This window comes from Stutzerimonas stutzeri (assembly GCF_002890915.1).
Classification (GTDB): Bacteria; Pseudomonadota; Gammaproteobacteria; order Pseudomonadales; family Pseudomonadaceae; genus Stutzerimonas; species Stutzerimonas stutzeri_AF.
Genome location: NZ_POUT01000004.1, coordinates 176,231 through 193,753 on the forward strand (window position 1 = coordinate 176,231; position 17,523 = coordinate 193,753).

General features: G+C 65.0%; 14 protein-coding genes. 11 read left to right on the forward strand and 3 right to left on the reverse strand.

The features are described 5' to 3' along the window. The first annotated feature begins 21 nt into the window (after window positions 1-21). The 4 genes from coxB to CXK94_RS09790 are packed head-to-tail and all read left to right on the forward strand — an operon-like array spanning window position 22 to window position 4,668. Window positions 22-939, forward strand: a complete 918-nt coding sequence (coxB, locus tag CXK94_RS09775; protein ID WP_102894186.1) for a cytochrome c oxidase subunit II — start codon at window positions 22-24, stop codon at window positions 937-939. After that, window positions 936-3,464 (forward strand): cytochrome c oxidase subunit I, encoded by a 2,529-nt coding sequence (gene ctaD / locus CXK94_RS09780; protein WP_102894187.1) that lies wholly within the window; start codon window positions 936-938, stop codon window positions 3,462-3,464. Before coxB ends, ctaD begins: the two co-directional genes overlap by 4 nt. Next, a complete protein-coding gene (locus CXK94_RS09785; protein WP_102894188.1) occupies window positions 3,464-3,823 on the forward strand; it encodes a hypothetical protein in 360 nt (119 codons plus the stop codon). Before ctaD ends, CXK94_RS09785 begins: the two co-directional genes overlap by 1 nt. A 32-nt stretch (window positions 3,824-3,855) precedes the next feature. Continuing rightward, window positions 3,856-4,668: a cytochrome c oxidase assembly protein gene (locus CXK94_RS09790; protein WP_258005944.1), complete on the forward strand. Its 813-nt coding sequence runs from the start codon at window positions 3,856-3,858 to the stop codon at window positions 4,666-4,668. 272 nt (window positions 4,669-4,940) lie between these two features. Here CXK94_RS09790 and tusA read toward each other — a convergent pair whose 3' ends face one another. Together tusA and rlmM are read right to left on the reverse strand one after the other, a co-directional pair. Further along, window positions 4,941-5,198: a sulfurtransferase TusA gene (gene tusA / locus CXK94_RS09795; protein WP_102894190.1), complete on the reverse strand. Its 258-nt coding sequence runs from the start codon at window positions 5,196-5,198 to the stop codon at window positions 4,941-4,943. 57 nt (window positions 5,199-5,255) lie between these two features. Next, the gene (rlmM, locus tag CXK94_RS09800) at window positions 5,256-6,305 is read right to left on the reverse strand and encodes a 23S rRNA (cytidine(2498)-2'-O)-methyltransferase RlmM (protein ID WP_102894191.1); all 1,050 of its coding nucleotides are present in this window, start codon (window positions 6,303-6,305) and stop codon (window positions 5,256-5,258) included. A 174-nt stretch (window positions 6,306-6,479) separates the two neighbouring features. Here rlmM and acnA point away from each other — a divergent pair, with 174 nt between their 5' ends. Further along, window positions 6,480-9,155, forward strand: a complete 2,676-nt coding sequence (gene acnA, locus CXK94_RS09805; RefSeq protein ID WP_102894192.1) for an aconitate hydratase AcnA — start codon at window positions 6,480-6,482, stop codon at window positions 9,153-9,155. Window positions 9,156-9,563: 408 nt separating this feature from the next. Beyond that, window positions 9,564-11,132 carry a methyl-accepting chemotaxis protein gene (locus CXK94_RS09810; RefSeq protein WP_102894193.1) on the forward strand — a complete coding sequence of 523 codons (1,569 nt, stop codon included), beginning with the start codon at window positions 9,564-9,566 and terminating at the stop codon, window positions 11,130-11,132. A 141-nt stretch (window positions 11,133-11,273) separates the two neighbouring features. Here the strand turns inward: CXK94_RS09810 and CXK94_RS09815 are convergent, their stop codons facing one another. Beyond that, window positions 11,274-11,966, reverse strand: a complete 693-nt coding sequence (locus CXK94_RS09815; protein WP_102894194.1) for an alpha/beta family hydrolase — start codon at window positions 11,964-11,966, stop codon at window positions 11,274-11,276. A gap of 62 nt (window positions 11,967-12,028) precedes the next feature. Between CXK94_RS09815 and ccoN (CXK94_RS09820) the strand changes: the two genes are divergently transcribed. From ccoN (CXK94_RS09820) to ccoO (CXK94_RS09840), 5 genes are all read left to right on the forward strand, one after another. Then, window positions 12,029-13,453 (forward strand): cytochrome-c oxidase, cbb3-type subunit I, encoded by a 1,425-nt coding sequence (gene ccoN, locus CXK94_RS09820; RefSeq protein ID WP_102894195.1) that lies wholly within the window; start codon window positions 12,029-12,031, stop codon window positions 13,451-13,453. A 13-nt stretch (window positions 13,454-13,466) separates the two neighbouring features. Continuing rightward, window positions 13,467-14,078 carry a cytochrome-c oxidase, cbb3-type subunit II gene (ccoO, locus tag CXK94_RS09825; RefSeq protein ID WP_102894196.1) on the forward strand — a complete coding sequence of 204 codons (612 nt, stop codon included), beginning with the start codon at window positions 13,467-13,469 and terminating at the stop codon, window positions 14,076-14,078. Window positions 14,079-14,177: 99 nt separating this feature from the next. Next, window positions 14,178-15,113: a cytochrome-c oxidase, cbb3-type subunit III gene (gene ccoP, locus CXK94_RS09830; protein ID WP_102894197.1), complete on the forward strand. Its 936-nt coding sequence runs from the start codon at window positions 14,178-14,180 to the stop codon at window positions 15,111-15,113. Between the two features lie 352 nt (window positions 15,114-15,465). Beyond that, the gene (gene ccoN, locus CXK94_RS09835) at window positions 15,466-16,893 is read left to right on the forward strand and encodes a cytochrome-c oxidase, cbb3-type subunit I (RefSeq protein WP_102894198.1); all 1,428 of its coding nucleotides are present in this window, start codon (window positions 15,466-15,468) and stop codon (window positions 16,891-16,893) included. Between the two features lie 14 nt (window positions 16,894-16,907). Next, the gene (ccoO, locus tag CXK94_RS09840; RefSeq protein ID WP_037037507.1) at window positions 16,908-17,519 is read left to right on the forward strand and encodes a cytochrome-c oxidase, cbb3-type subunit II; all 612 of its coding nucleotides are present in this window, start codon (window positions 16,908-16,910) and stop codon (window positions 17,517-17,519) included. Window positions 17,520-17,523: the final 4 nt, after the last annotated feature.

Consider the following 17,523-nt stretch of genomic DNA (forward strand, 5'->3'; position numbering starts at 1 on the left):
GCCCTGTCTCCGGCCGGGCCGATGGCTCGCGAGGTGGCGCACGTCTGGTGGGCGATGCTCGCTTTCGCGGTGCTGGTGCTGGTGGTCGTCAGCGGGCTGTGGATCTACGCCATGCTGCGCCCGTCGCGGGTAATCGGCGCGGATGAAGCCCGGCGCATCAACCTCCGCTGGATCATCGGCGGCGGCATCGTCCTGCCCACTGCCAGCATCGTCGCCCTGCTGGCGTTCGGCATCCCGGCCGGACGCAGCATGCTGCCGCTACTCGTCGACGGCGAGCAGCCGCTGCGCATCGAGGTCATCGGCCATCAGTGGTGGTGGGAGGTACGCTACCCGGACAGCGGTGTAGTCACCGCCAACCAGTTCATCCTGCCGGTGGGGCGCCCGCTGGACGTCGAAGTGACCAGCGCCGACGTGATCCACTCGTTCTGGGTGCCGCGCCTGGGCGGCAAGCTCGACATGATCCCCGGGCGGCGCAACACCCTGCGCCTGCAGGCCAGCGAAGCCGGCGTGTTCCGTGGCCAGTGCGCAGAATTCTGCGGCAGCCAGCACGCGCACATGATCCTGCATGTCGAAGCGCTCGAAGCCGGCGCCTTCGAAGGCTGGCTCGACGCCCGCGCAGCGCTCGATCATTCCCCGGCCGCCAGCACCGCCGGGCAGGTATTCGCCGAGCGCTGCGGGCAATGCCACCGCGTCGCCGGGGTCAGCGCCGGCAACCGCGCGCCGGACCTCAGCGACCTGGCCACGCGCCCGACCCTCGGTGCCGGCGTCATCGCCAACGACAGCGCCGGCCTGCGCCGCTGGCTGCGCGAGCACCAGAGCCTGAAGCACGGCATCGCCATGCCGAGCCACGATGACCTTTCCGATGCAACCCTCGGCCAGCTCGCCGACTGGCTGGAAACACTGGGGCCGACCACGAAACAGGAACAGAGCCGACCATGAGCCCGGTGCACAAGAGCGGCGCCCCCGCGACCGATCCCGACCAGTTGCACGACCAGTTCAACGAGGTCTGGGGCAACCCACGCGGCTGGCGCGCGCTGACCATCGTCAACCACACCAGTATCGGCCTGCGCTTTCTGGTCACCGGCGGCCTGTTCTTCCTGGTCGGCGGCCTGCTGGCGATGCTGATCCGCACCCAGCTCGCCCTGCCCGGCTACGAGCTGATGGAGCCGGACGTCTACAACCAGGTCTTCACCATGCATGGCACGGTGATGATGTTCCTCTTCGCGGTGCCGATGATGGAGGGCCTGGCGGTCTACCTGATCCCGAAGATGATCGGCGCCCGCGACCTGGTATTCCCGCGGCTTTCCGCGCTGGGCTACTACTGCTACCTGTTCGGCGGGCTGATCCTGCTGTCGAGCATCTTCCTCGACGTCGCGCCCAAGGCCGGCTGGTTCATGTACACGCCGCTGTCCAGTTCGGCGCATACGCCGGGGGTGAATTCGGACTTCTGGCTGCTGGGCATCACCTTCGTCGAGATATCCGCGGTGTCGGCAGGGGTCGAGCTGGTGGTGTCGATCCTGCGCACCCGCACCAACGGCATGGCGCTGCACAAGATGCCGCTGTACGCCTGGTACATCCTGGTGATGGCGATGATGATCGTGGTCGGCTTCCCGCCGCTGATCCTCGGTAGCATCCTGCTGGAGCTGGAACGCGCCGCCGGCATGCCGTTCTTCGATGTCGCCCGCGGCGGCGACCCGGTGCTCTGGCAGCACCTGTTCTGGCTGTTCGGCCACCCGGAGGTATACATCATCTTCCTGCCCGGCGCGGGCATCGTCTCGACGCTGATCCCGGTGTTCTGCCAGCGTCCGCTGGTGGGTTACCGCTGGGTAGTGCTGGGCGTGCTGACCACCGGCTTCATCAGCTTCGGGCTGTGGGTGCACCACATGTTCACCGTCGGCATCCCGCAACTGGCCCAGGCGTTCTTCTCCGCGGCGAGCATGCTGGTGGCGATCCCCACCGGCGTGCAGGTGTTCGCCTGGCTGGCGACGCTCTGGCTGGGACGGCCGATCTACAAGGTGCCGATGCTCTGGCTGGTGGGCTTTCTCATCGTCTTCGTCGCCGGCGGCCTGACCGGGGTGATGCTGGCGCTGGTGCCGTTCGACTGGCAGGTGCACGACACCCACTTCGTCGTCGCGCACATGCACTACGTGCTGGTCGGCGGCATGGTCTTCCCGCTGATGGCCGGGCTCTACTACTGGCTGCCGCACTTTTCCGGGCGGATGCCGTCCGAGCGGCTCGGGCGCTGGGGCTTCTGGCTGTTCTTCATCGGCTTCAACGTGACCTTCCTGATCATGCACTGGACCGGCCTGATCGGCATGCCACGGCGGGTCTATACCTACGACACGGGCCTGGGCTGGGATCTGCCCAACCTGGTTTCGTCGATCGGCAGCTTCATCATGGCCACCGGCGTCGCCACCATCCTGCTGGATATCGTCCTGCATTTCCGCTTCGGCGTGGCGGCGCCGAAGAACCCGTGGAACGCCGATACTCTGGAATGGACCACCAGCCTGCCGCCCAGCGCCTACAACTTCGTCAGCCTGCCGGACGTGAGCGACCGCCACCCGCTGTGGAAGGCACCGGACCTGCCGGACAGCATCGCCCGCGGCGAGCACGCGCTGACGGTGATCGACCATGGCCGCCGGGAAACCTGGGGCAGCGACCCGCTGACCGGCAAGGCGCGCGAGATCATTCACCTGCCGGGTAACAGCTGGCTGCCGCTCATTGCCTCGGTGTTCCTCGCCGCGCTCTGCCTGAGCCTGCTGGGCAAGTTCTACTGGATCGCCCTGGGCGCGACCGTGGCGACGCTGCTGGTGCTGCTGCGCTGGTCCTGGGAGAACGGCGCGCACCCGGCCGCCGCGCCGGATGCGCGCACCCAGCCCGGCGAGCCACCGCTGCACTCGCGCACCTTCGACGGGCCGGGCCTGTGGGGCATGGGCGTGACGCTGCTGGCCAACGGCGCGCTGTATCTGTCGCTGCTGTTCGGCTGGTTCTACCTGTGGACGGTAGCGCCACAGTGGCAGGTGCCGCAGAGCGGCCTCAACGGCGGGGCGATGCTGGCCAGCGCGCTGCTGCTGAGCGCCGGCACGCTCTGGCTGCACCGCTTGATCAAGCGCCTGCGCGCCGGTACGCATCGCGGCCTGTTGGGGCAACTGGCGCTGCTCGCGCTGCTGGCGCTGGTGCAATCAGCACTGCTGCTATGGCTGCTGCTCGACGCGGCACTGGCGCCAACCGCAACGGCCCACGATGCGCTGGTGTTCGTCATGCTGGCCTACAGCATCGGTCACTGCACGCTGGCCGCGGTGCTGACCGGCCTGCAGGCCTGGCGCGTCGGTTGCGGCTACGTCGGCGACGCGGCACCGTACGAGCCGGTGGTGGTCGAGCAGCTCTGGTACTACAACCTGGGCGTGCTGTGGACCAGTTACGCGGCGATCGTGCTGTTCCCGCCGACCTGGGGAGGTGGCTGATGAAGCACGCCCGCACTTCACCCTTCCATCCAGTGCAGATTCCGCTCGGGCTGATCATCTGGAGCCTCTGGTTCGTCGCGATCTACGGTGGCCAGGCGGTGATCTGCGCGGTCGCCCCGCCCGATCCCCGACAAGGCGTGTGGAACTGGCTGAACGGCGGTCTCGGCCTGCTTACGCTGTTTACCGTAGCGCTGCTGCTGGGACTGGCGCACTACTTCTGGCGGCTGTCCCGAGCGCCGCGAGCGTTGAACGAGCGGCAGCTGTTCGTGACCAAGCTGGCCGCCGGCATCCATTTGATCGCGGCGCTGGCGACGCTCTTCGTCGGCGTTCCCCTGCTGCAGATTCCGCCATGCCTATGACTGCTACGACCGCCTGCAGGCTGCCATCGTTGATGGCGGCAACCGCGTTGCTGGCACTGCCCGCGCCCGTCCAGGCCCACGGTCTGTTCGATGCGCATATCATCGAGCGCGCGCCACTGCTGCTCACCGCTCTGCTGGTGGCGGGCGCCTGGCTGCTGTACGTTCTCGGCGCGCGCAAGGTAGCGCCGCGGCGCGGCGAAGCCCTGTGGTTCCATGCCGCGATGCTGCTGGTGGTGCTTGCCGTGTTCGGGCCGATCGATGACTGGGCGGAAACCAGCACCAGCTGGCACATGACCCAGCACATGCTGTTCATCGTGGTGATCGCGCCGATGTGGGCGCTGGCGCGGCCGCTGCCGCAGTGGCGCGGGGTCACCGGCCGGCTCGGCCAGCCCCTGTGGACGGCGATACTGCGCGCCGGCCGCTATCCCACCCTGCTGGCCCTGTTGCACGGCGCGGTGATCTGGATCTGGCACACGCCGAAGCTGTACGTGCTGGCGCTGGACAATCTCTGGTGGCATGCCATCGAGCATGCGTGCTTCCTGTTCACCGGCTGGCTGTTCTGGTGGTCGGCGCTGCGCGCCAATCCGAAGCAGGTACCGCAGGCGCTGATGGCCGTGCTGCTGACGCTGATGCACACCGGCCTGCTCGGTGCCCTGCTGACCTTCGGCACCAGGTCCTTCTACGGCGAAACACGGGCGGTGCAAGACCAGCAGCTGGCCGGGCTGATCATGTGGGTGCCGGGCGGGCTGATCTACCTGCTCGGCGGCGGCTGGATCGCCTGGCGCTGGCTGACCCGCCTGTGGCGCCGGCAGCAGGCGCGCCCGGCGAGCGAGGAGGTATCCTGAGCGCGCTCTACCCCGTTACGTATTGCTAGCAGTGCGGAGGCATTCTGCACGGTTCGTAGGAGCGGGCCAGGCCCGCGAACATTCAGCGCGCAAAAGCTTCGCGGGCATGGCCCGCTCCACAGGGGGGACGTCACGGATGGACATCGACAGCGCGTAGGTTGGGTTGAGGAGCGCAGCGACGAAGCCCAACAGATTCATGCCGCCCCCCCCCCCGTTGGGCTTCGCTGCGCTCAACGCCAACCTACCCGCGAGTGCGCGATTGCGGGACAGCCTCAGCCCTGCTCGCTCTTCTTGCGAATCCAGTACAGATAGGTCCCCGAGGCTTGTTGCTGCTCGACCAGCTCGTGGCCGAGAAAGATGCAGAATTTGGGAATGTCGCGCTGGGTCGACGGGTCGGTGGCGATGACCTTGAGCAAGGCACCGCTGGCCAGGTCACGCACCTTGTTGTGCAGCATCATCACCGGCTCGGGGCAATTCAGGCCGCTGGCATCGAGTACGGCATCGGCTGTCATTTCGGCTGATCGGGTCATCACGGGCTCCGGAAAACAGGTCGGCATTGTCGCGCAGATGGGCCGGAAGGTCACTCGTCAGAGACGACGCAGATGGCAGGTCACTTCCTCGCGGTCGTGATACAGCTGCTTGCAGCCGATGCTGGCCTTCACCCTGCGTTCGGCGAGGCCATCGGCGATGCGTTCCAACAGGCGTTTCACTTCGGCGTAGCGCTGCTTCATCGGCAGCTTGAGGTTGACCACCGCCTCGCGGCACAGGCCCTCGCCGATCCAGGTTTCCAGCAGCGCGGCATTGCGCGCGGGCTTCTCGACGATGTCGCAGACCATCCAGTCCACCGGTCTGCGCGGACGGAAGGTGAAGCCGTCGGCACGGAAATGCTCGACCAGCCCGGAATCCATCAGCTCGGCATTCATCGGCCCGTTGTCCACGGCGCTGACCCTGATGTGCCGGTTGACCAGCTGCCAGGTCCAGCCGCCGGGCGCCGCGCCGAGGTCGACGCCGGTCATGCCGGCAGCCAGGCGCCTGTCCCACTGCTCGCGGGGAATGAAGTGGTGCCAGGCCTCCTCCAGCTTCAGCGTCGAGCGGCTCGGCGCCTGGCGCGGAAATTTCAGCCGTGGAATGCCCATCGGCCAGAGCGCGCTGTTGTGCGCTTCGGCGATGCCGGCGAACACTTCGCGCCCGCTCTTGAAGGTCAACAGCAGGCGCGGACCATGGCCCTGCTCGTCGAGCCGGCCAGCCTTGACCAGGGCCTTGCGCAGCGGCGCCTCGAACTTGCGGCAGAAATTGGAGAGCTCCTTGCCGTCGTTGGTATCCAGCACCTCCAGCCATAGGCTGCTGCAGATCGGATAACCGGCCAGATGCGCCAGCAGCACGCTGATGCGGTCGGTTTCCGGCAGTTGCAGGTATTCGCCGCGCGCCCATTGGCGGGGAAAGATCAGCTCGGCGAAACGCAGGCCGCGCATCAGCCGCTCGGCGCCCCCGCTCTCGCTGCAGATGAATTCGGCGCAGGCGCTGTCCGGCCTGGCCTTGGCGTAGCCGGCCACGCCGAGCAATGCCGCATGGTCGCTGATCTCGGCGCAAACCTCGCCTTCGAAACCGGGGCGGCAATGCAGCAGCAATGTGTTCATGGTCGAATCCTGTAGGCGCGTCGGGGCGGGGCCAAAGCCGCGCATGATAGCCGAGCGGGGGAACCCTCGGTTGCATGGTTCGGTCCAGTGCAGTAGCAAAAGCCCTGCCGAAGAGCTAATTTCAAAGCTCAGTCATCAGCCAGCCCGGACCGTGCGGGCGCAAGGAGACGAGGAATGCCGTCCCTGGATAGCCTGAATTGCCGTCGCAGCCTCGAGGTTGCCGGCAAGACCTACCATTATTACAGCCTGCCCGACGCGGCAGCCCGTCTGGGCGATATCGACCGCCTGCCGATCTCGCTCAAGGTGCTGCTGGAAAACCTGCTGCGCTGGGAAGACGAGGTGACCGTCCATGCCACCGACCTCGAATCCCTGGCCCAATGGCTGCACACTCGCAGCTCCGAACAGGAAATCCAGTACCGCCCCGCGCGCGTGCTGATGCAGGACTTCACCGGCGTACCGGCGGTGGTCGACCTGGCCGCGATGCGCGATGCGGTGGCCAGGGCCGGCGCCGATCCACAGAAGATCAACCCGCTCTCACCGGTGGACCTGGTAATCGACCACTCGGTGATGGTCGACCGTTTCGGCACCGATCAGGCCTTCGGGCGGAACGTCGAGATCGAGATGCAGCGCAATGGCGAGCGCTACGAGTTCCTGCGCTGGGGCCAGCAGGCCTTCCACAATTTCAAGGTGGTTCCACCGGGCACCGGCATCTGCCACCAGGTCAACCTGGAATACCTCGGCCAGGTGGTCTGGACCCGCGAGGAGGATGGCGAGACCTACGCCTACCCCGACACGCTGGTCGGCACCGATTCGCACACCACCATGATCAACGGCCTCGGCGTGCTGGGCTGGGGCGTCGGCGGCATCGAGGCCGAGGCGGCGATGCTCGGCCAACCGGTGTCGATGCTGATTCCCGAAGTCATCGGCTTCCGCCTGACCGGCCGGCTCAACGAGGGCGTCACCGCCACCGACCTGGTACTGACCGTCACCCAGATGCTGCGCAAGCACGGCGTGGTGGGCAAGTTCGTCGAATTCTACGGGCCGGGGCTCGATCACCTGCCGCTGGCCGACCGCGCCACCATCGGCAACATGGCCCCCGAATACGGCGCCACCTGCGGCTTCTTCCCGGTGGATCAGGTGACCATCGACTACCTGCGCCTGACCGGCCGCAACGAGGAGCGCATCGCCTTGGTCGAGGCCTACAGCAAGGCCCAGGGCATGTGGCGCGACAGCACTTCGCCGGACCCGCTGTTCACCGCCAGCCTGGAGCTGGACCTGAGCCAGGTCAGGCCTTCCGTCGCCGGCCCCAAGCGCCCGCAGGACCGCGTATCGCTCGGCGACATCGGCGCCAGTTTCGACCTGCTGCTGGAAACCAGCGGCCGCAAGCAGCAGGTGGACCGGCTGTTTGCCGTGGCCGGCGAGGACTTCACGCTCAAGCATGGCGCCGTGGTGATCGCCGCCATTACCTCCTGCACCAATACCTCCAACCCCAGCGTGCTGATGGCCGCCGGCCTGGTGGCGAAAAAGGCCGTCGAGCGCGGACTCAAGCGCCAACCCTGGGTCAAGTCGTCGCTGGCACCGGGCTCGAAGGTGGTGACCGATTACCTGGAGCGCGCCGGCCTGACGCCGTATCTGGATCAGCTCGGCTTCAACCTGGTCGGCTACGGCTGCACCACCTGCATCGGCAACTCGGGCCCGCTGCCGGATGCCATCGGCCAGACGATCACCGACAACGACCTGATCGTCTCCTCGGTGCTTTCCGGCAACCGCAACTTCGAGGGCCGCGTGCATCCGCTGGTCAAGGCCAACTGGCTGGCCTCGCCGCCGCTGGTGGTGGCCTTCGCCCTGGCCGGCACCACGCGTATCGACATGGACAAGGACCCGCTGGGCTACGACGCGCAGGATCAAGCGGTGTACCTCAAGGACATCTGGCCGAGCACCGCGGAAATCGCCGAAGCCGTCGGCAGGATAGACGGCCAGATGTTCCGCAGCCGCTACGCCGACGTGTTCAGCGGCGACGAGCACTGGCGCAAGATCGCGGTCAGCGCCGGCGATACCTACCAGTGGAACGCCGCCTCGAGCTACGTGCAGAACCCGCCGTTCTTCGAAGGCATCGGCCAGCCACCGGCCCCGCCCGCGGATATCGAGAACGCGCGGGTGCTCGCGGTGTTCGGCGATTCGATCACCACCGACCACATTTCCCCGGCCGGCAACATCAAGGCCAGCTCGCCAGCGGGGCTATACCTGCAGTCGCTGGGCGTAAAGCCGGAAGACTTCAACTCCTATGGCTCGCGCCGTGGCAACCATGAGGTGATGATGCGCGGCACCTTCGCCAACATCCGTATCAAGAACGAGATGCTCGGCGGCGAGGAAGGTGGCAACACGCTGTATCAGCCCGGCGGAGAAAAGCTGTCGATCTACGACGCGGCGATGCGCTACCAGGCCGAAGGCGTGCCGCTGGTGGTGATCGCCGGCAAGGAATACGGCACCGGCTCCAGCCGCGACTGGGCGGCCAAGGGCACCAACCTGCTGGGAGTGAAGGCGGTCATCGCCGAGAGCTTCGAGCGCATCCACCGTTCCAATCTGATCGGCATGGGCGTGCTGGCGCTGCAGTTCGTCGGCGAACAGACGCGTCATTCGCTCGGCCTGGACGGCAGCGAAAGGCTCTCGATCCGGGGCCTGGATGCCGACATCAAGCCGCGCCACCTCCTGACCGTAGATGTGGAGCATCGCGACGGGTCGAGCAGCACGTTCCAGGTGTTGTGCCGTATCGACACGCTCAACGAGGTGCAGTACTTCAAGGCCGGCGGCATCCTGCACCACGTGCTGCGGCAGCTGATCGGCAGCTGATTGGCGAGGCGGCGAGGGAAACGTCTCTCGCCGCCCGCGGACACAGACGAAAACGCCGGTGCGCATCCCTTCGCACCGGCGTCCGCCATTCCGTTGGCATCTGATCGCTAGCTGCCCTGCCACTCCGCTGCTCGCGTCCTGCCGTGTCCGGCTCCATGACCGCCGCGTCGCCGCTCTCGTGACGAGAGACGCCCGGACATGTTCTGACGGTAGCCACGCAAGATTGCAGAAAGATTAAGCCCAACCCTCCGCTGGTCGCCTATCTATCCGGAGCACGTGGAAAAACTGATCGACGGATCAACCTCTCGCTCAAGATCGCCCAATCACGGCCGACTCAACGGTCAGCCCTGAAAAAGAACAGAAAAATCAGGCGCTTCTATCCTTTCGAATACCTTGGCGTGATTTTCGATGCGTAATAACCAGCCCGTAACCCAGCGCGAGTATGCCTACCCCGACCAGCAGCGGCTGGTTTCGACCACCGACCTCAAGGGCCGGATCACCTACTGCAACGACATCTTCGTCGAAGTCAGCGGTTTCGAACGGGACGAGCTGATTCGCGCACCGCACAACCTGATCCGCCATCCGGATGTGCCGCCCGCGGTGTTCGCTCATATGTGGCTCACGCTCAAGGCGGGCAAGCCCTGGATGGGCATCGTCAAGAACCGTCGCAAGAATGGCGACCACTACTGGGTCAACGCCTACGTGACCCCGGTCATGGATAGCCAACGCACCGTGATCGGCTACGAATCGGTGCGTACCAAGCCGAGTCGCGAACAGGTGCAGCGGGCCGAAGCGCTCTATGCCCGGATCAATGCCGGCAAGAGCGGTGTGCCCCGGCGCGACGTCTGGCTGCCGGTGCTGACCAAATGGCTACCGTTCATCCTGGTCAGCCAGATCGGCTTTCTCATCGGCGCCTGGCTCGATCACTCCATGGGCTTCGCGCTGGCCGCGCTGCTCTCCATTCCACTCGGCCTGGCCGGACTGCATTGGCAGCAGCGAGGCCTCAAGCGCCTGCTGCAACTGGCGCGGCAGACCACCAGCGATCCGTTGATCGCCCGCATGTACACCGACAGCCGCGGCGTGGAGGCCCAGCTGGAAATGGCGATGCTCAGTCAGCAGGCGCACCTGAAGACCTGCCTGACCCGCCTGCAGGACAGTGCCGTGCAGCTCCAGGCCCAGGCCAAGAGAGCCGATTCGCTGGCCCACAACTGCGCCAACGGCCTGGCGCAGCAGCATCAGGAAACCGAACAGGTCGCGACCGCCATCAACGAGATGGCGGCCACCACCCAGGAGGTCGCCGGCAATGTCGCGCTAGCCGCCGAGGCCACTCAGCAGGCCAGCCGGCTCAGCATGCACGGGCGGGACGTCACCGCCGAAACCCGCAAGGCGATCCAGCACCTGTCCGATTCGGTGGCCCGTACCGGCGAGGCCGTGAATCAGCTGGCCCACGATAGCGAAGCGATTGGCAGCGTGGTGGACGTGATCAAGAGCATCGCCGACCAGACCAACCTGCTGGCACTCAATGCGGCGATCGAAGCGGCGCGCGCCGGCGACAGTGGCCGCGGTTTCGCCGTGGTCGCCGACGAGGTGCGCCAGCTGGCCCAACGCACGAGCGAGGCGACCGGGGAAATCCACCAGCTGATCGAGCGGCTCCAGACACAGGCACGCCATGCGGTGGAAACCACCGAGCAAGGCCGCGTGCATGCCACCCGCGGCGTCGATCAGGTCCTGCAGGCGGACCAGGCCCTGACCGGCATCAACGACGCCATGGGCAACATCATCGACATGACCACGCAGATCGCCTCGGCCACCGAACAGCAGAGCACGGTCGCCGAGGAAATCAGTCACAACGTCAGCACCATCGCCCACCTGGCCGATAAGACCACGGGCGATGCCCGCAGCTCGGCGCTGCTCAGCGAAGAGCTGGCCGTCACCGCCGAAGGGCAATACTCGCTGGTGGAACGCTTCAACCGCTGATCGCGCCAAGGCGCCATGTAGGTTGGGGCGCGTAGGTTGGGGCGGGGCGCGCAGCCTGAGGAGCGTAGCGACGAAGCCCAACAGGTTCGTGCCCATCCCTGTTGGGCTTCGCTGCGCTCAGCGCCAACCTACGACGTGCCCTCAGGCCTGCGCCACGCCCCGCAGAAATGCCGCGACCGCATCGGCCGCACTGTCCAGATGCTGCTCATGGGTCAGGCCGGAGCGCTTCAGCGGCTTCAGATCGTGATCCGCGGCGGCGAGCCAGTGCAACGCGACCGCCGCTGACAGCGAATAGCCCTGCACCGTCTCGCGATCCCCCAGCGCATCGCGTTCGCCCTGCACGATCAGCGTTGGCGTCTGCAGCGTTGCCAGGTGCGCCACTCGTGGCTTGTCCCGCTTGCCGGCCGGGTGGAACGGATAGCCCAGGCAGATCAGTGCAACCGCACCCAGCTCATCGGCCAGCAGACTGGCCATGCGCCCTCCCATCGACTTGCCGCCAATGGCCAGCGGTCCTGTGGCCTGCTGTCGCACCAAGGCATGGATTTCCCGCCACTGATCGAGCAGTTGTGCCTGCGGAGCGGGTGGTCGTTTACGCCCGCTGGTGCGGCGCTCGGCCATATAGGCGAACTCGAAGCGACACACCGCAACCCCGCGTGCGGCAAGGCGTTCAGCCATTTTCTGCATGAACGGGCTGTCCATCGGCGCACCAGCGCCATGGGCCAGAATCAGACTCGCGCAAGCCGCGCCATGCGGCCGATTCCAGCTGACGGAATGCCCTTTGCCGCCTTGTGTGTATTGATCCGGGTCAATACCAGCAGATTGCCCTTTCCCCATCCTTGCCTCGCTTTCTATTAGAAAGAAAAAACTGCTCATTACCCGTGGATGGAAGCCCATACATGAACACAGCAACCAGTACCGCCTACAGCTACAAGGTGGTCCGCCAATTCGCCATCATGACGGTGGTGTGGGGAATCGTCGGGATGGGGCTCGGCGTTTTCATCGCAGCACAATTGGCCTGGCCTTTCCTGAACCTCGACCTTCCGTGGACCAGCTTCGGCCGTCTACGCCCCTTGCACACCAACGCGGTGATCTTCGCCTTCGGCGGCTGTGCATTGTTCGCGACGTCCTACTACTCGGTCCAGCGCACCTGCCAGACCACCCTGTTCGCGCCCAAGCTGGCCGCGTTCACCTTTTGGGGCTGGCAACTGGTCATCCTCCTGGCCGCGATCTCCCTGCCGCTGGGTTTCACCAGCTCCAAGGAATACGCGGAGCTGGAGTGGCCGATCGACCTTCTGATCACCATCGTCTGGGTAGCCTATGCGATCGTGTTCTTCGGTACGCTGGCCACGCGCAAGGTCAAGCACATCTATGTCGGTAACTGGTTCTTCGGTGCCTTCATCCTGACCGTGGCGATCCTGCATATCGTCAACAACCTGGAAATCCCGGTCACCGCGATGAAGTCCTACTCGCTGTATGCCGGTGCGACCGATGCGATGGTGCAGTGGTGGTACGGCCACAACGCCGTGGGCTTCTTCCTCACCGCCGGCTTCCTCGGGATCATGTACTACTTCGTGCCCAAGCAGGCCGAACGCCCGGTGTATTCCTATCGCCTGTCGATCGTCCACTTCTGGGCGCTGATCACCGTCTACATCTGGGCCGGTCCGCACCACCTGCACTACACCGCCCTGCCGGACTGGGCGCAGAGCCTGGGCATGGTGATGTCCCTGATCCTGCTGGCTCCGAGCTGGGGCGGCATGATCAACGGCATGATGACCCTCTCCGGTGCCTGGCACAAACTGCGTAGCGACCCGATCCTGCGCTTCCTGGTGGTCTCGCTGGCGTTCTACGGCATGTCCACCTTCGAAGGCCCGATGATGGCGATCAAGACCGTCAACGCGCTGTCCCACTACACCGACTGGACCATCGGCCACGTACACGCCGGCGCCCTCGGCTGGGTCGCCATGGTCTCCATCGGCGCGCTGTATCACCTGATCCCGAAAGTGTTCGGTCGCCAGCAGATGCACAGCATCGGCCTGATCAACACCCACTTCTGGCTGGCCACCATCGGCACCGTGCTCTACATCGCCTCGATGTGGGTCAACGGCATCGCCCAGGGCCTGATGTGGCGTGCGATCAACGACGACGGCACCCTGACCTACTCCTTCGTCGAAGCGCTGGAAGCCAGCCACCCCGGCTTCGTGGTGCGGATGATCGGTGGTGCGATCTTCTTCACCGGCATGCTGGTGATGGCCTACAACACCTGGCGCACCGTTCAGGCGGCCAAGCCGGCTGAGTATGACGCTGCTGCGCAGATCGCCTGAGGAGCCGACGTAAATGAAACAGCACGAAAAACTCGAGAAGAACGTTGGCCTGCTGGCCCTGTTCATGATCCTGGCGGTGAGCATCGGCGGCCTGACCCAAATCGTCCCGCTGTTCTTCCAGGACAGCGTCAACGAGCCGGTCGAGGGCATGAAGCCCTACACCGCGCTGCAACTGGAAGGCCGCGACATCTACATCCGTGAAGGCTGCGTCGGCTGCCATTCGCAGATGATCCGTCCGTTCCGCGCCGAAACCGAGCGCTACGGCCACTACTCCGTCGCCGGCGAAAGCGTCTACGACCATCCGTTCCTGTGGGGCTCCAAGCGTACCGGTCCGGACCTTGCCCGCGTCGGCGGCCGCTACTCCGACGACTGGCACCGCGCGCACCTGTTCAACCCGCGCAACGTGGTGCCGGAGTCGAAGATGCCGTCCTACCCGTGGCTGGTCGAGAACATCCTCGATGGCAAGGACACCGCCAAGAAGATGTCGGCCCTGCGCACCCTCGGCGTGCCTTACAGCGACGAAGAGATCGCTGGCTCTCAGGATGCCGTCAAGGGCAAGACCGAGATGGACGCCATGGTGGCCTACCTGCAAGTACTCGGCACCGCGCTGACCAACAAGCGGTAAAACGGCTACCCACCTAAGAAAGGATGCGCCGCCAAGGGCGGCCATCAGGGACTTCAATCGCGGACAGCTAGAGTTGCTCGGGCTGTCCAGGAGTAGAACATGAGCAATTTCTGGAGTGGATACATCGCCCTGCTGACGCTGGGCAGCATCGTCGCTCTGTTCTGGCTGATCTTCGCCACCCGCAAGGGCGAGCCGGCCGGTACCACGGACAAGACGATGGGGCATTCTTTCGATGGCATCGAGGAATACGACAACCCGCTGCCGCGCTGGTGGTTCCTGCTGTTCATCGGCACGCTGGTGTTCGGCATCCTCTACCTGGTCCTTTATCCGGGGCTGGGTAACTGGAAAGGCGTCCTGCCGGGCTACGAGGACGGCTGGACCCAGGAGAAGCAGTGGCAGCGCGAAGTCGCTCAGGCCGACGAGAAGTACGGACCGATCTTCGCCAAGTACGCCGCCATGCCGGTGGAGCAGGTCGCGCAGGACGAGCAGGCAGTGAAGATGGGCGCGCGCCTGTTCGCCAACTACTGCTCCATCTGCCACGGCTCCGACGCCAAGGGCTCCATGGGATTCCCGAACCTGGTCGATCATGAATGGCGCTGGGGTGGTGATCCGGTCTCGATCAAGACCACCATCCTCAACGGCCGTACCGCCGCGATGCCGGCCTGGGGCCAGGCTATCGGCGAAGAAGGCGTGAAGAATGTCGCCGCCTTCGTGCGCCAGGACCTCGCCGGCCTGCCGCTGCCGGAAGGCACCGAGGCCGATCTCGACGCGGGCAAGCAAGTCTTTGCCCAGACCTGCGCCGTCTGTCACGGCCAGGGTGGCGAAGGTATGGCCGCACTGGGTGCGCCGAACCTGACCAATGCCGCCGGCTGGATCTACGGCTCGAGCCTGGGGCAGCTGCAGCAGACCATCCGCCATGGCCGCAACGGCCAGATGCCGGCACAGCAGCAGTACCTGGGCGAGGACAAGGTCCACCTGCTTGCCGCATACGTTTACAGTTTGTCGCAAAAGCCGGAACAACTCGCCAAGCAGTGAGTCACAAAGGGCGGTACACTCGTGCCGCCCTTCCCGCCTTGTCTCCACGCAACATCTGCAGCACTGCGACCATCTGTCGCATCAACCGCCGACCAACGTCCTTCCCCCTCTACGCTTGCACTCCTAAGCTTCTCCTTCCGGTTCGCCGCCCTGCCTAGAACGATAAGGCGAAGCCGTGATTCCCGGCGTACCGGCCCGGTGCAAAACGCCCCTGCGGAGCGCATGGAAAACGCTTGAAATCAGGGGCTTGGCGGTAGAAGACAGCCCTGGCGTCGTTTGCATTGCCCCCCTGCTTTCTCCATACTTGCCGCCGTTTTTGCCTTCGAAAATGCCATTAGCGTGGAAGCCTTGCATGAGCACAGCAATAAGTGAGACTGCTTATAACTATAAGGTGGTTCGCCAATTCGCCATCATGACGGTGGTATGGGGAATCATTGGGATGGGCCTGGGTGTCTTCATCGCCGCGCAGCTGGTGTGGCCCTGGCTCAATTTCGACCTACCGTGGACGAGCTTCGGCCGTCTGCGACCCTTGCACACCAATGCGGTGATCTTCGCCTTCGGTGGTAGCGCCCTGTTCGCCACGTCATACTACGTGGTCCAGCGCACCTGCCAGGCACGGCTGTTCTCCGACAGCCTCGCGGCCTTCACCTTCTGGGGTTGGCAGGCCGTGATCGTGCTGGCGGTCATCACCCTGCCGCAAGGCTTCACCAGCACCAAGGAATACGCCGAGTTGGAATGGCCGATCGACATCCTGATCGCCATCGTCTGGATCACCTACGCCCTGGTGTTCTTCGGCACCATCATGAAGCGCAAGTCCAAGCACATCTATGTGGGTAACTGGTTCTTCGGCGCCTTCATCCTGGTGACGGCGATGCTGCATATCGTCAACAACCTGGAAATCCCGGTCACCTGGTTCAAGTCCTACTCGCTCTACTCGGGTGCGACCGATGCCATGGTGCAGTGGTGGTACGGCCACAACGCCGTGGGCTTCTTCCTCACCACCGGCTTCCTCGGCATGATGTACTACTTCGTGCCCAAGCAGGCCGAACGCCCGGTGTATTCCTATCGCCTGTCGATCGTCCACTTTTGGGCGCTGATCACCCTTTACATCTGGGCCGGCCCGCACCATCTGCACTACACCGCCCTGCCGGACTGGGCGCAGAGCCTGGGCATGGTGATGTCGATCATCCTCCTGGCGCCGAGCTGGGGCGGCATGATCAACGGCATGATGACCCTCTCCGGCGCCTGGCATAAGCTGCGCACCGATCCGATCCTGCGCTTTCTGGTGGTCTCGCTGGCGTTCTACGGCATGTCCACCTTCGAAGGCCCAATGATGGCGATCAAGACCGTCAACGCCCTCTCCCACTACACCGACTGGACCATCGGCCACGTACACGCCGGCGCCCTCGGCTGGGTGGCGATGATCACCATCGGCTCCATGTACCACCTGATCCCGAAAGTGTTCGGTCGCGAGCAGATGCACAGCATCGGCCTGATCAACGCTCACTTCTGGCTGGCCACCATCGGTACCGTGCTCTACATCGCCTCGATGTGGGTCAACGGCATCACCCAGGGCCTGATGTGGCGTGCGATCAACGAGGACGGCACCCTCACCTACTCCTTCGTCGAGGCGCTGGAAGCCAGCCATCCCGGCTTCATCGTCCGCGCCCTTGGCGGTGCCTTCTTCCTCACCGGCATGTTGTTGATGGCCTACAACGCCTGGCGCACCGTGCGTGCCGCCAAGCCAGCCCAGTACGACGCTGCCGCGCAGATCGCTTGAGGATCCGAAAGTAAATGAAACAGCACGAAAAACTCGAGAAGAACGTTGGTCTGCTGACCCTGTTCATGATCCTGGCGGTGAGCATCGGTGGCCTGACCCAGATCGTTCCGCTGTTCTTCCAGGACAGCGTCAACGAGCCGGTCGAGGGCATGAAGCCCTACACTGCGCTGCAACTGGAAGGCCGCGACATCTACATCCGTGAAGGCTGCGTTGGCTGCCACTCGCAGATGGTGCGCCCGTTCCGCGCCGAAACCGAGCGCTACGGCCACTATTCGGTCGCCGGCGAAAGCGTCTACGACCATCCGTTCCTGTGGGGCTCCAAGCGTACCGGTCCGGACCTGGCCCGCGTCGGCGGTCGCTACTCCGACGACTGGCACCGCGCGCACCTGTACAACCCGCGCAACGTGGTACCGGAATCGAAGATGCCGTCCTACCCGTGGCTGGTCGAAAACGCCGTCGACGGCAAGGACACCGCCAAGAAGATGTCGGCCCTGCGCACCCTCGGCGTGCCCTATAGCGACGAAGACATCGCCGGCGCACGGGATGCCGTCAAGGGCAAGACCGAAATGGACGCCCTGGTGGCCTACCTGCAAGTACTCGGCACTGCACTCACCAACAAACGGTAACGCA